Source organism: Pedobacter sp. GW822-FHT03F06 (genome assembly GCF_058801365.1).
In genome coordinates this window covers 91,489-104,087 of record NZ_JBXANE010000001.1, presented here as the reverse complement: position 1 = coordinate 104,087, position 12,599 = coordinate 91,489, and the positions used below count along the sequence as shown (strand labels likewise).

At 38.0% G+C, this 12,599-nt stretch carries 12 protein-coding genes and 1 tRNA gene; 5 read left to right on the top strand and 8 right to left on the bottom strand.

Features of this window, described 5'->3' with window-relative positions; translation table 11 throughout:
* The first annotated feature begins 1 nt into the window (after position 1).
* The 4 genes from AC1RJ8_RS00315 to AC1RJ8_RS00300 all read left to right on the top strand — a co-directional run bounded on the left by AC1RJ8_RS00315 (position 2) and on the right by AC1RJ8_RS00300 (position 4,854).
* Positions 2 to 1,429, top strand: coding sequence for a RagB/SusD family nutrient uptake outer membrane protein (locus AC1RJ8_RS00315; protein ID WP_492952317.1), 1,428 nt, complete (start codon positions 2 to 4; stop codon positions 1,427 to 1,429).
* Between the two features lies 1 nt (position 1,430).
* Positions 1,431 to 3,881: a zinc-dependent metalloprotease gene (locus tag AC1RJ8_RS00310; RefSeq protein WP_492952318.1), complete on the top strand. Its 2,451-nt coding sequence runs from the start codon at positions 1,431 to 1,433 to the stop codon at positions 3,879 to 3,881.
* Positions 3,882 to 3,884: 3 nt separating this feature from the next.
* Positions 3,885 to 4,421: a DUF3347 domain-containing protein gene (locus tag AC1RJ8_RS00305; RefSeq protein ID WP_492952319.1), complete on the top strand. Its 537-nt coding sequence runs from the start codon at positions 3,885 to 3,887 to the stop codon at positions 4,419 to 4,421.
* 187 nt (positions 4,422 to 4,608) lie between these two features.
* A complete protein-coding gene (locus AC1RJ8_RS00300; protein ID WP_492952320.1) occupies positions 4,609 to 4,854 on the top strand; it encodes a hypothetical protein in 246 nt (81 codons plus the stop codon).
* A gap of 33 nt (positions 4,855 to 4,887) precedes the next feature.
* Here AC1RJ8_RS00300 and AC1RJ8_RS00295 read toward each other — a convergent pair.
* From AC1RJ8_RS00295 to AC1RJ8_RS00285, 3 genes are all read right to left on the bottom strand, one after another.
* A tRNA-Lys gene (locus tag AC1RJ8_RS00295) sits at positions 4,888 to 4,960 on the bottom strand.
* 191 nt (positions 4,961 to 5,151) lie between these two features.
* A complete protein-coding gene (locus tag AC1RJ8_RS00290; RefSeq protein WP_477584590.1) occupies positions 5,152 to 5,850 on the bottom strand; it encodes an NUDIX hydrolase in 699 nt (232 codons plus the stop codon).
* A gap of 1 nt (position 5,851) precedes the next feature.
* Positions 5,852 to 6,523, bottom strand: coding sequence for an HAD family hydrolase (locus tag AC1RJ8_RS00285; protein ID WP_492952321.1), 672 nt, complete (start codon positions 6,521 to 6,523; stop codon positions 5,852 to 5,854).
* A 191-nt stretch (positions 6,524 to 6,714) separates the two neighbouring features.
* Here AC1RJ8_RS00285 and AC1RJ8_RS00280 point away from each other — a divergent pair, with 191 nt between their 5' ends.
* Positions 6,715 to 7,866, top strand: coding sequence for an aldose epimerase family protein (locus AC1RJ8_RS00280; protein ID WP_492952322.1), 1,152 nt, complete (start codon positions 6,715 to 6,717; stop codon positions 7,864 to 7,866).
* A 100-nt stretch (positions 7,867 to 7,966) separates the two neighbouring features.
* Here the strand turns inward: AC1RJ8_RS00280 and AC1RJ8_RS00275 are convergent, their stop codons facing one another.
* The 5 genes from AC1RJ8_RS00275 to AC1RJ8_RS00255 all read right to left on the bottom strand — a co-directional run bounded on the left by AC1RJ8_RS00275 (position 7,967) and on the right by AC1RJ8_RS00255 (position 12,343).
* Positions 7,967 to 9,136 (bottom strand): alpha-hydroxy acid oxidase, encoded by a 1,170-nt coding sequence (locus AC1RJ8_RS00275; RefSeq protein ID WP_492952323.1) that lies wholly within the window; start codon positions 9,134 to 9,136, stop codon positions 7,967 to 7,969.
* Between the two features lie 392 nt (positions 9,137 to 9,528).
* Positions 9,529 to 10,350, bottom strand: a complete 822-nt coding sequence (locus tag AC1RJ8_RS00270; RefSeq protein WP_492952324.1) for an amidohydrolase family protein — start codon at positions 10,348 to 10,350, stop codon at positions 9,529 to 9,531.
* Between the two features lie 9 nt (positions 10,351 to 10,359).
* Positions 10,360 to 10,689, bottom strand: coding sequence for an L-rhamnose mutarotase (locus AC1RJ8_RS00265; RefSeq protein ID WP_492952325.1), 330 nt, complete (start codon positions 10,687 to 10,689; stop codon positions 10,360 to 10,362).
* A gap of 1 nt (position 10,690) precedes the next feature.
* Complete coding sequence (locus AC1RJ8_RS00260) at positions 10,691 to 11,545, bottom strand: fumarylacetoacetate hydrolase family protein (RefSeq protein ID WP_492952326.1); 855 nt, start codon at positions 11,543 to 11,545, stop codon at positions 10,691 to 10,693.
* A 33-nt stretch (positions 11,546 to 11,578) separates the two neighbouring features.
* Entirely contained in the window at positions 11,579 to 12,343 is a 765-nt protein-coding gene (locus tag AC1RJ8_RS00255) for an SDR family NAD(P)-dependent oxidoreductase (RefSeq protein ID WP_492952327.1), read from the bottom strand.
* Positions 12,344 to 12,599 lie beyond the last annotated feature (256 nt).

Here is a 12,599-nt window from a genome sequence, read left to right as displayed (position 1 = left end):
AATGAAAAGAAATATCATATTTATAGCATTCTTTGCCCTTATTTTATTAGGGGGATGTAAGAAATATACCGATCTAACGCCAACAGGTTCGCTCCTTGTTGAAAATGCACAAGATTATTACGAACTGGTTTCCTATCCAAACAGGGCATACATCATGACCAATTTTCAATATCTGGTTGATGATATGTGGATTAAAGAATCGAACTTCATTGGCGTAACGCCGAACATCAATACGGTGCATTTTAGTTTTAACGAAAACATAGACCGTGTTTCAATGATTACCAGCTCTAATTTTTACGAGCGCGCTTATGTATACATTAACCGCTGGAACACCATTATTTCTTTGGTTGATGGCAGTAAGGGTGATGACAATGTAAAAGCGCTGGCTAAGGCAGAAGCTAAGGTTCTAAGAGCCTTTGATCATTTCCTTTTGGTAAATGTATATGCCAAGGCCTATAATGCAGCTACAGCAGCTACAGATGGCGGAATCTGCATTATGGATAAATATGATCTGGAGGCACAGCCTGTAAAATCGACTGTGGCCCAGGTTTATGATTTTATTCAAAAAGATTTAGATGAGGCACTTCCATTTCTGCAGGAGAAACCAGCTGATCCTTATCATCCTTCACTGGCATTTGCATGGGCGTTAAAAGCGAAGGTACATTTGTTTAAAAAGGAAATAACGCAGGCTAAACAAGCTTGCGAAAAATCACTTTCCTATAATAACAAGATCTTTGACTTAGTAAACTACACTACTGTGCAGGGCGGGCCGAACGTACTTCCTATCATTGCACCTAACAACCCTGAAGTATTAAGTTATATGTATGTACAAGGGTATAATGAAACCAATTTTGGTTATACCTGGTTAATTAGTCCAGAGCTACGGGAATTGTTCGGTAATAATGATGCCCGTTTTAACATGTTCTTTAATACCACCAGTGCGAGTTTTTTGGATATTGGTTCGAATGCGGCTTACTATAATGTTCCCTATACCAAGTTTTTTTATCCTACTGTAGGTTTAAAAACAACAGAAGTATACTTAATGCAGGCGGAGTGTTTGGCCAGGGAAGGTGATTTAGCAGGTGCAATGGCGGTAGTAAACAAACTCCGAGAAAAACGCATCATTTCGGGTACAATCACACTTCCGGTTCCGGTAACCAGAAAGGAAACCATGGATGTTATCATCAATGAACGCAGAAAAGAATTGTTCCTTGGTTTTAACAGGTTTATGGATTTAAAGCGATTAAATACTGAGCCGGAATACGCAAAAACAGTAGTTCGTAAATACCCGGTCGTAAACAAAACCGTTCCACAGCAAACCTATACGCTTTTGCCAACTTCGAGGTTATATATTATCCCGTTTCCGCTTAACGTACTTAAGAAAAACCCTAACCTTACTTTAAATACCGACGAAAAGCTACCGTTTTAACATGAATATTAAACATATTATATTTCCAGTGGCGCTCATCTTCTCTTTAACCGCTTTCGGACAAAAAACGCCAATAGTTAAAGCTGATAGTGCAGCTAAGAAGGGACCATTTGATTATCAAAAAATCATTCCCACGAATGCAATTGGTCAGAATGGACTTTTTAACCTCAGGCAGGTAGATCAGAAATGGTTTTTCGAGGTACCTGACAGTTTACTTGGGCGTTACCTACTTGCAGTTACGCGTTATGTAGCCACACCACAAGGATTTGGAAGCTTTGGTGGCGAAAAGGTGAACGAACAGACCCTTTATTTTCAAAAAGGAAATAATAACAACCTCTTTTTAAAAGGGGTTGTTTATCGCCAGGAAACTAAAAATGCTTCAGAAGCCATCTATCAGGCCGTAATGCAATCGCAGGAAAGCCCGATTATTGCGAGTTTCGACATTAAAGCTCGTAACCCGATTACGGGAAGCTACGTAATTGAGGTAACCGATTTCTTTAAAAAAGATGTTCCGGTTGTTTCAATTGCATCAGAAGAAAAAAGCGAAAAAAAACTGGGCAGCCTGGCTGATGATCGTTCATTTATCGAAAGAATAAACTGTTACCCGCTTAATGTTGAAGTTAAAACAACCAAAACCTATTCGAGTTCTGGTTTAGGTGTTCCGGCAGGAGCTTTAACTGGTGCAATAACTTTGAGACTAAATACCTCATTGCTCTTATTGCCAAAAGTGCCGATGAGAAAGCGCATTGCTGATGAAAGGGTAGGCTATTTTAATAACAAGTATATCTTATTTGATGAAGGTCAGCAAAGAACGCAAACCAAATATTTGATACAGCGTTACCGTTTAGAGCCTAAAAAAGAAGATTTAGCGAAATACAAAAGAGGGATATTGGTTGAGCCGAAAAAACAGATTGTGTATTATATCGACCCGGCCACACCAAAAAAATGGCGTTCATATCTTATTCAGGGAATAAACGATTGGCAAAAAGCCTTTGAGCAGGCAGGTTTCAAAAATGCAATCATGGGTAAAGAATGGCCTGAAGCAGATACCACCATGAGCCTTGAAGATGCCCGTTTCTCGGTGATCAGATATTATGCCTCTGAAACGCCAAATGCTTATGGCCCTCGCATCAGCGACCCACGTAGTGGCGAAATTATGGAAAGCCACGTAGGCTGGTACCATAATGTAATGAAACTAGTGCATGATTGGTATATGGTGCAAGCCGGCCCGCTAGATCCAAAGGCACGCAAAATGCAATTTGATGATGAATTAATGGGACAGCTGATCCGTTTTGTTTCTTCACATGAGCTGGGGCATACACTTGGTTTAAAGCATAATATGGGTGCAAGCAGCCAAACACCGGTTGAAAAATTAAGGGATAAAGCCTGGGTAGAGAAAAACGGACATACCATTTCGATTATGGATTATGCGCGTTTTAATTATGTGGCCCAACCAGAAGATCATATTTCTCCTAAAGGAATTTACGCACGGATTGGCGCCTATGATGAATGGGCCATTAACTGGGGGTACCGTTATTTCGATGGAGAAAAAGATGAATATGCGGAAGAAAAGATCTTAAATAAAATGACTACCGATACCTTGACCAAAAATCCTCGATTGTGGTTCGGTGGAGAAGGTAAAGACGAAGATCCAAGAAGCCAGGCAGAAGATTTAGGAGACGATGCTGCTGTAGCCAGCGACTATGGAATTAAAAATCTGAAAAGGGTAGTGGCCAACCTTGTTACATGGACAAACGAACCCGGCGACCAATATGATAATCTGTCGCAATTGCATAAAGCTGTAGTTAGACAATATAGCAGATACCTATACCATGTAATGAAAAATATTGGCAATAGGTATGTTACCAAGCGCAGTGTAGAAGAAAAAGGAGTAGTTTATGCCGAAATTCCTAAACAAAAGGTTAAAAGTGTGGTTGGCTATGTTGAGCGTCAGCTTTTTGATGCGCCGCTATGGATTTATCCGAAAGAAATTTCGCAGTATATTGATGTAAAACCCATGGACGAAATTTCTGATCAGCAAACGCAGATTTTGAATATGTTTTTAAGTCCGGGCTTGCTGTTCAACCTGAGTCAAAAAGCTTTAAGTTCTACTGATCCATATCCGGTGAGTGAGTTCTTAAACGATGTTTTACCTACTGTGTGGAAGAAACCCTCGCTTGATCCCTTAAAAGACGCTTACCTGAGAAGTTTACAGCGTTCTTACCTGGAGAAAGTAAGTATGTTAATCAATCCAAAAGATATGGCCGATGGGAAAGCGATGAATAGTGCTCAACGCAGTGATGTGAGACTGGAAGCTATTGCGCATATACAGGCGATAAGAAAAAAAGTTGACGAAATCCTTCCCCAAACCAGCGGTATCAATGCACTGCACTTAAAAGATATCAGAACCGAAATCGATAAAATCCTTAAAAAAACCACCTTAAATCCATAAACAATGAAGAATTATATATTGACCGCCTTATTGGCTTTAAATACCTTAAGTTTTAATTTAAGTGCCCAGATAAAAACATCGCTGCAAGAAGTAGGTACAGCCCAGCTGGCAGAGAAAAGAGAAGCACTAAAAGAAGCCATCATCTTCAATTATTTAGGGGTAAAAAATAGCCTAATTAAATCTGACTCGGTTCAGGCTATAAAGTATGCCACAGCATTTGCGTCGCTAATGGACCAGTTTAAGTTTAAAAAGCTTTCGTTAGCGCAGATGAATGAAGCAACTACAACGAGGGAAGAAATTAAAAAACTCGCTTTAGAAATTGCTGGTACCAAATCTATCAATATGCAACGAAAAGAAATGGATAAATTATCGGTTAAGATGTGGTCGATTATTGAAAGGTTTAAACCAGAAAAAACTACACTTTATAAACAGGTATGCCCAATGACGGGAACTACATGGATCAGTAACGATAAAGCGATCGAGAATCCATATTATCCTAAAAACATGCTTACCTGTGGCGAAGTTAAAGCCGGTATTTAAAATGGCTACACACCCGTGAATAAATAGTTATAGTTAATGAACAAAAGGCGGTTATCTGGATAGAAACCGCTTTTTGTGTTTAACATCAAATTATATAAGCATTAACGATAAAGATTGATCGAATTTTTAATTTGTAAAAGAAAAAATCATACTTTAAACGTTTCATTGTTTACGTAAATTTTGATTTATGAAAATACTGATTGTCTATATACAGGAGGCAATGGTTTTAAATAAAAATGGAATAAAAAAAGCAAAGGTAGTAAGTGAAAAATCAAAAACAATTGAGGTGCCTGATTACTTTAGCGAAAGGCTTGCAGCTCATACATTAGCGAAAGAAATTTTTGAAAGTGTAATCCGATTGGGATTTCCCTTTCTCAAGCCTATACAAATTTCTTTCAATAGAATTTCAAACCAGGCTTCGGTAGTATTATAACAAAAAAGCCTCACATTTCTGTGAGGCTTTCTGTGATCCCGCTGGGATTCGAACCCAGGACCACTACATTAAAAGTGTAATGCTCTACCAGCTGAGCTACGGAATCATTTCCTTTTGTTTAAGGAGGTGCAAATATAGGGATTTATCCTTTTCTTGCAAACATTTTTCGAAAATGTTTTTATTGTTTTTTTAGTTCATGAAAATTGGCGCTTCTAACTGGTTGATTTTAAATTTTGTAAGCCCAAAAAGAATTTTAAAATTTATTTTTAAATGGGTAACATTTTCTCAAACCTTTGCCTATTCACTCGCTTTTGGGATAAAATTAAGAAAAGACTGAAACTGTGCCTTGTGTTTGTTTTTATCCAGTTTAAAATAAAAGGCCCCACGGCGCGAACTTGATTTGTCCTTGTCGGCTTGTTTAATTAACAATCCACTGGCTGTAATCTTACGGATAAAGTTCCGGTTATCTATAGGCGAATCGTAAACCTGCTCATATAAAGCCTGCAATTGCGGTATAGTAAACCGTTTTGGTAAAAGCTCAAATAAAATAGGATGGAGGGCTGCCTGATAACGGATTTTATCCATAGCGGCCTTAACCATTATATCGTGGTCGAAAATTAATTCCGGAACTTCTTTTAGCTTAAACCACTCGGCATGGTACTGGTCATTAATCTGTTTACTGTATTTATTGATATCGATCAGTGCAAAGTAGACTACCGAAACCGTACGTTCGATGGGATCCCGATCCGGACTACCATAAGCATGGAGTTGCTCCAGGTAAACATCGTGCAATCCTGTTAATTCCAATAAAATTCTTTTGGCGGCACCATCAAGATCTTCATGTTCACCGATAAAACCACCCATCAAACTCCACTTATCTTTTACAGGCTCTATTGCCCTTTTTATTACCAAAAGTTTTAGCTGATCGCCGTCATAACCAAAAATAATGCAGTCTACTGCAACAAGAACAGGTTTTTGATTTAAATATTTTCCCATGTTAAAATAGCGTATTTAATTTAGCATCGTTATAATCTGTAATATAACCCAAGATATTCGGATAACCTTCAAATTCTTCGATAGTATGTGTTGTGGTTAGTACAATGCAAGACATACCTGCATTTAAAGCCGATTCTACACCCTTTGGTGCATCTTCGAAAACCAGGCAATCTGCCGGTGTAACATTTAATGCTGCCGCTGCCTTTAGAAAAGTTTCGGGATCCGGCTTGCTTGTTTTTACATCATCTGCACTAACTATTGCATCCAAATAGCGACGGATATTCAATCCATCTACTACAAAATCTATATTAAAAGGTATTGCAGCAGATCCGATCGCCATTGGAATGTTAGCCTCTTTTGTGCGTTCCAAAAAATGATCCAATCCTTCAATCAGCGCTAAATGCGGCATGTAACCTTCCTGATAACGCTTTTCTTTATCAATAGAAAGGCGTTCTATTTCTTCAGTGTTAAATTTATCTTTTCCGAAAATGCGTTCTAAAACTTCGTGGTTTTTGCCATACATTTCCTTTTTTACGTTTTCATAATCAAGTTTGGCACCCAAATCTTCTGTGATGATGCTGTACCAGGCTAAGGTATGGTATTCCATATCGTTAATCATCGTGCCGTTCAAATCAAAAAGAAAAGCCTTTGGCTTGAAATTTAAATTATGCATATGGCTGCTAAATTATGTGATTTTTTTTACTGTTGAGAATCCGCACCGATATTATGAAAAAATAATAAGTATAATCGTTACTTTGACGTTAATAATTTTTTCCTACATTAGCCTTAACCAAAAATAAATCATATGAAGCCGTGTCTGATTTTGCATGCAATTACAGGTCTGCTTCCTCAAATTTTTAATCCATGAAAAAAATATTTCTTAAGGCTTTGCCCTTCGCTACATTGTGTTTAGCTGTTGCTTTTACTTCTTGTAACCAAAAATCAGATAAAGGAACGCAAACAACTGAGCAAACTGATTCATTAAAATATACTACTACCATAGATGGGAAAAGTGTGAAGCTCTATACTTTAAAAAACAAACAAGGTGCTTCGGTTTCTATTACCAATTACGGGGGTAGGGTAGTATCGCTTTTGGTACCCGATAAAAATAATAAGTTAACTGATGTGGTTTTAGGTTATGATAGCGTAGGTGCGTACCGCAAAAAAGGCGAGCCGTTTTTTGGTGCCTTAATTGGAAGATATGGAAACCGCATTGGTAAAGGTAAATTTACCCTGGATGGGAAAGAATATGCCTTACAGCTTAACGATGGCGTTAATACCTTACATGGTGGTACGGATGGCTTTTTCTCGAAAGTTTGGGATGCTAAACAATTAGATAGCCAAAAATTGGAGCTGAATTATGTTTCAAATGATGGTGAAGCAGGTTATCCAGGGAAATTAGATGTGAAGGTAACTTATACTTTAACTGATGACAATGCTTTACAGATTGAGTATTTAGCTACTACTGATAAAACTACTGTTGTAAATTTAACCAATCATGCATATTTTAACCTAAATGGTGAGGGAAACAATACGATTTTGGATCATGAACTGACGATTGATGCAAATGCCTACACACCAGTAGATTCTACGCTTATCCCGACAGGTAAATTGCAGCCTGTAGCTGGAACAGCTTTCGATTTCAACAAAGCGAAAACCATCGGAAAATCGATTGAAGAAAATGATCAGCAGTTAAAGTTCGGCAAAGGTTACGATCATAATTTTGTATTGACCCATCATGATGGCAAAACAGCTATTGCAACCGTTAAAAGTGTAGTTACAGGAATAACGATGGAAGTTTATACGGTTGAACCAGGCCTGCAGTTTTATAGCGGCAACTTCTTAACAGGTGCTGATAAAGACGGTAAGCGTGGAAAATCATATCCTCACCGTTCAGCTTTTTGTTTAGAAACACAACATTTTCCTGATGCGCCGAACCATGCAAATTTTGCTTCGACAGTGCTTAAACCAGGTGAAACTTATAAAACAAGTACAACATACAAGTTTTTGAAATAACAATACTTCAGAAAATTGACTAAGATCATGATCAAATTTCAAACAAAAAAGCAAGACTAAAAGTCTTGCTTTTTTGTTTGTTTTACCTGCAAATTCGGCTTTAAGGGTTTAATAACCTATCGGGAAATTGTGTAATTTTCTCAATGGTTAATTGTTGCATGATCTGGTATAAATGAGTTTTGAACATATTGATGGTATGATCACCTCCTTCATTACCTAAAGCGCCAACTCCATACATAAAAGGCCGGCCCATAAAGTTGAATTCAGAGCCAACGGCATGTGCTCTTGCTAAATCGACGCCAGAACGGATACCACCATCTAACATGATCTTCAATTTCGATTTGTATAGTGGATTGTTCGCCAATTTGATCAGTGAATTGATTGAGGATTCGCCTGCGTCAATTTGTCTGCCGCCATGATTGGAAACAATCACACCATCGGCACCGATCTGGATAGCAGCCTGCATATCTTCATCAGTTGCGATTCCCTTCAGTACTAAAGGTCCTTTCCAAAGATCACGAATGGCAGCAACCTTTTCAATATCAACCTTACCGGTAAATGTTTTGTTCATGAACTGTCCCAGTTGCGACATGTCCATTCCTTTTTCCATATAAGGCTTTAAGGTAGCAAATGATGGAATTCCATGCTGTAGGGTTTTAATTCCCCATAGCGGACGGGCAAAAGCCTGCAAGATATTATTGATTGACATTTTTGGAGGGATAGATAATCCACTCTTAATTTCTTTATATCGCAAACCAAATGCAGGCACATCTACCAGAACCACTAATACCTGGCATTCGACTGCTTTTAAGCGCTTTAAGATATCATCTCTCAGGCTATTCTCGGTAGGGTGGTACAATTGAAACCATGCTTTTCCTTCAGATACTTCGGCAATTCGTTCGATACTACTGGTGGATACGGTACTTAATGTATAAGGAATATCGGCTTTGGCGGCAGCCCTGGCTAAAATTTCGGGTGCATTAGGCCACATCAAACCTTGCAAACCAATCGGAGATACCCCAAACGGAGCACTGTAACGACGGCCAAATAATTCAACCGACATGTCGATGTCTCCACCAACACGTAAATAATTCGGTTTAAGGTAAATATTGTCGAAATCGCTCTCGTTTCGCGATAAATTAAGCCCCTCATTACAACCGCCCTCCAGGTAGTCAAAAGCAAATTTAGGAATCCTTGATTTTGCCTTTTTTCTTAAGTCGGCTACAGAAGGGAATTGAGAATTATAAGGAAATGTAATCTTTTTACTCATATTTAAATATTGTAATGGTCAGATCTATTTTAGAAAGCGAAAACTAATATTTTATATTATATTTTCCATCCTGCTCTATCTGCTGTTTTGTAATTATCGTTTTATGTTAGGTATACTTACAATTATATTGTAAAATACGAGATGCTATTACATGATCGTTTTAAACGAGCGTTAGCTATAAACTTAATCCGTCATTTCGAGCGGAGTGCAGCAAAGTCGAGAAATCTGTTTAAACTGACATGACAGATTCAAAGATTTCGCCATTTTGTTATGGTCGAGTCGAGATGATCATTCCAGCACATCATCAGCCTGAATTATTTCAGAATCTTTCATGCATAATAGATCTCTCCATTCCACTGCGTTCCAGTCGAGATGACGGCCGTTTCATAAAACTAAACTCCATAAAAAATCTTAGCATTATCGCTAAAAATCAGTTTACGTTCTTCTGCAGAGAATCGCTCTGTGTACTTTGCAACTAAATCAAACCAATCCTGATAAGGTCTGCTGAGCAGCATTACCGGCCAATCGCTGCCATACATCACTCTTTCAGCACCAAAATGTTCAAATACGACATCGAAGCAATTAAAAAGTTCTTTTTCTGTCCAGTTTTTCCAGTCTGCTTCAGCCAATAAGCCAGAAACTTTGCAGCTTACATTTGGGTTTGAAGCCAAGGTTTTAATATTTGCCGCCCATGATTTCAAATCCTTGCTTTTTACATCTGGTTTGCCACAATGGTCCAATACAAATGGTTGATCAGGGATTTGATCAACCATTTTGATAATATCAGTTAATTGATTGTGATAGCACAATAAATCGTAAGTGTAACTGTATTTTTTTAGAAGATTAATACCGGCAATAAACTTTTTGTTCAGGATGAAATCACTGTTTTCAGCTTGTAAAACATGTCGCCAGCCCTTAATCTTCTTGAAATTGCTCCAGTAAGTTAAACGTTCGTCTAAATTTGGATCGAGTAAATCTACCCATCCTACAATACCCTTTACAATTTCATTTTGTTCTGCCAGCGATAACAAAAACTGGTTTTCTTCTTCCGATTGGCTGGCCTGTACAGCAATACATCCTGTAATTTGAAGATCGTGATAAACCGCTTTAAGATCTTTCGGAGAAAAATCATTACGGATGGCAAACATATCTTCATTTATCCAGCTATCTCTAACCGGATCGAAATTCCAAAAATGTACGTGTGTATCAATCATAAAAAGCATTTAAAGTTTAAAAATCTGATCCATTAGCATCCATTTTTCTCCAGGTTTAGAACCGGGTAGTGCCTGCTGGAATTTCCACATCAAATTTTCCCATTCCTGCACTTTTGGATTGGCTAAATCGGCTTTCGATTTTTCCTCAAAAGAAAAGCTGTCATTCACTTCCATAATCATAAACAGCCTGTTTCCTAATAAATAGATTTCCAGATTATCAATTCCAGAAGAAGTAATACTTTCTTTAATTTCAGGCCAAACCGACTGATGATACTGCTTATACGCTTCTATCAGCTTTTCATCATTTACAAGATCGAGTGTCAAGCAGTATCTTTTCATATTAGTTCCCACTGTAGGCTTTAACCGTTTGTTTGCTCGAGCCTAAGCCATCGATACCCAATTCTACCACATCACCAGCTTTTAAATACCAAGGTTCAGGTTTTTGACCTAAGCCTACGCCAGCAGGTGTTCCAGTTGTAATTACATCGCCTGGTAAAAGTGTCATAAACTGGCTGATGTATGAAATCATAAACGGAACATTAAAAATCAGATTTGAGGTATTGCCATCCTGCAAGGTTTTTCCGTTCACCGTTAACCAAAGACGAAGATTGTGCACATCGGCAATTTCATCCTGAGTAGCGATAAATGGCCCGATAGGTGCGAAGGTATCGCAGCTTTTTCCTTTTACCCATTGTCCGTTTCTTTCGATCTGGAACTCGCGCTCACTATAATCGTTATGCAAAACATAACCAGCGATATGGTCCAAAGCATTTTCTTCAGCAACATAACTTGCTTTTTTGCCGATCACAATCGCCAATTCCACTTCCCAGTCGGTTTTTTTACTGTTTTTTGGAATGATCAGGTCATCGTTTGGTCCAACAATAGCGGAAGTAGCTTTGAAAAACAAAATTGGCTCTGATGGGATAGGCGCGTTGGTTTCTGCAGCATGGTCTTTATAGTTTAGGCCCACACAGATAATTTTAGAAGGACGGGCCAGGGCAGGACCAAGGCGTACACTTTTATCAACCTGTGGCAAATCAGCCGATGCAATTGCAGCCTTTAATTTCTTTAAGCCATCGCCACCAAAAAATTCTTCATTATAATCTTTAACCAATGCAGAAACATCAAAATAATTATCGTTTATAATTACCCCAGGTTTTTCAGCTCCGGCTTCGCCAAATCGTATTAATTTCATTATAAAATTCTTTATTGTATTTGAAAATATTTATTAATTGTTTAAGGTAGTAAATCCACCGTCAATTGGGTAATCGCAACCTGTAATAAATGAAGCTTCATCGCTACATAGGTATAAAGCCAGGGCACCAACTTCTTCTGGTTTGGCCATTCTGCCAATTGGTTGTGTTTTAGAAAGTTTTTCGAACATTTCTGGGATATTATCCGGATAGTTTTTCTCTAAAAAGCCATCAACAAATGGGGTATGAACCCTTGCTGGCGAAATTGAATTACACCTGATGTTTTCGCCAATATAATCTTTCGCTACACTCATGGTGATTGCTTTTACAGCACCTTTTGCAGCACTATAAACGAAACGATCTGGAAGACCAATTAGCGCCGCAATTGAGGCCATATTAATAATCACGCCACCACCAGATAAACGGATCTGTGGGATAGCTGCATGCAAACAGTTATAAACGCCTTTCACGTTTACGCGCATTACACGGTCAAAATCAGCTTCATCTGTAGTATCGGCTTTGCCAATATGTGCAATGCCCGCGTTATTGATCAGGATATTGATATTTCCGATCTGTTTAAAAACTTCGTGAACCGCTTTATGGTCTGAAACGTCACATCCATAACTGAATGCTGATCCACCATTTGTTTTAATTTCATCTAAAGTATCCTGGGCGTGTTCTGTTCCCAATTCGATGATGTGTACCTCAGCACCCTGTTTAGCTAAAATGGTAGCAATAGCTTTTCCTATGCCGCTTCCCCCGCCTGTAACTACGGCTTTTTTGTTTTTTAGTGAAAACATGTATATGATTATAAATTATAATTGATTAGAATACGAATACAAATAAAATAAATATTGTTGATTAAAAATTTTATCTTCTTGTCTAAATATTAACAGATATTGTCATACGCCATTCTGGATATTCCAATGGCCTTACCTTGCATAAATTTTACAAAGCCATTCGGTATTATTACTTATATTTGAATATTACATTTATATTTAAAAATAAATATTAACCAAATATTACACAAAAACCTAGAAAATAGGTTTTGTTATT

Bases quoted from the DNA above. Each gene is read 5' to 3' on its own strand.
- AC1RJ8_RS00315 (WP_492952317.1), top strand. From the start codon at position 2: ATGAAAAGAAATATCATATTTATAGCATTCTTTGCCCTTATTTTATTA.
- AC1RJ8_RS00310 (WP_492952318.1), top strand. From the start codon at position 1,431: ATGAATATTAAACATATTATATTTCCAGTGGCGCTCATCTTCTCTTTA.
- AC1RJ8_RS00305 (WP_492952319.1), top strand. From the start codon at position 3,885: ATGAAGAATTATATATTGACCGCCTTATTGGCTTTAAATACCTTAAGT.
- AC1RJ8_RS00300 (WP_492952320.1), top strand. From the start codon at position 4,609: ATGAAAATACTGATTGTCTATATACAGGAGGCAATGGTTTTAAATAAA.
- AC1RJ8_RS00290 (WP_477584590.1), bottom strand. From the start codon at position 5,850: ATGGGAAAATATTTAAATCAAAAACCTGTTCTTGTTGCAGTAGACTGC.
- AC1RJ8_RS00285 (WP_492952321.1), bottom strand. From the start codon at position 6,523: ATGCATAATTTAAATTTCAAGCCAAAGGCTTTTCTTTTTGATTTGAAC.
- AC1RJ8_RS00280 (WP_492952322.1), top strand. From the start codon at position 6,715: ATGAAAAAAATATTTCTTAAGGCTTTGCCCTTCGCTACATTGTGTTTA.
- AC1RJ8_RS00275 (WP_492952323.1), bottom strand. From the start codon at position 9,136: ATGAGTAAAAAGATTACATTTCCTTATAATTCTCAATTCCCTTCTGTA.
- AC1RJ8_RS00270 (WP_492952324.1), bottom strand. From the start codon at position 10,350: ATGATTGATACACACGTACATTTTTGGAATTTCGATCCGGTTAGAGAT.
- AC1RJ8_RS00265 (WP_492952325.1), bottom strand. From the start codon at position 10,689: ATGAAAAGATACTGCTTGACACTCGATCTTGTAAATGATGAAAAGCTG.
- AC1RJ8_RS00260 (WP_492952326.1), bottom strand. From the start codon at position 11,545: ATGAAATTAATACGATTTGGCGAAGCCGGAGCTGAAAAACCTGGGGTA.
- AC1RJ8_RS00255 (WP_492952327.1), bottom strand. From the start codon at position 12,343: ATGTTTTCACTAAAAAACAAAAAAGCCGTAGTTACAGGCGGGGGAAGC.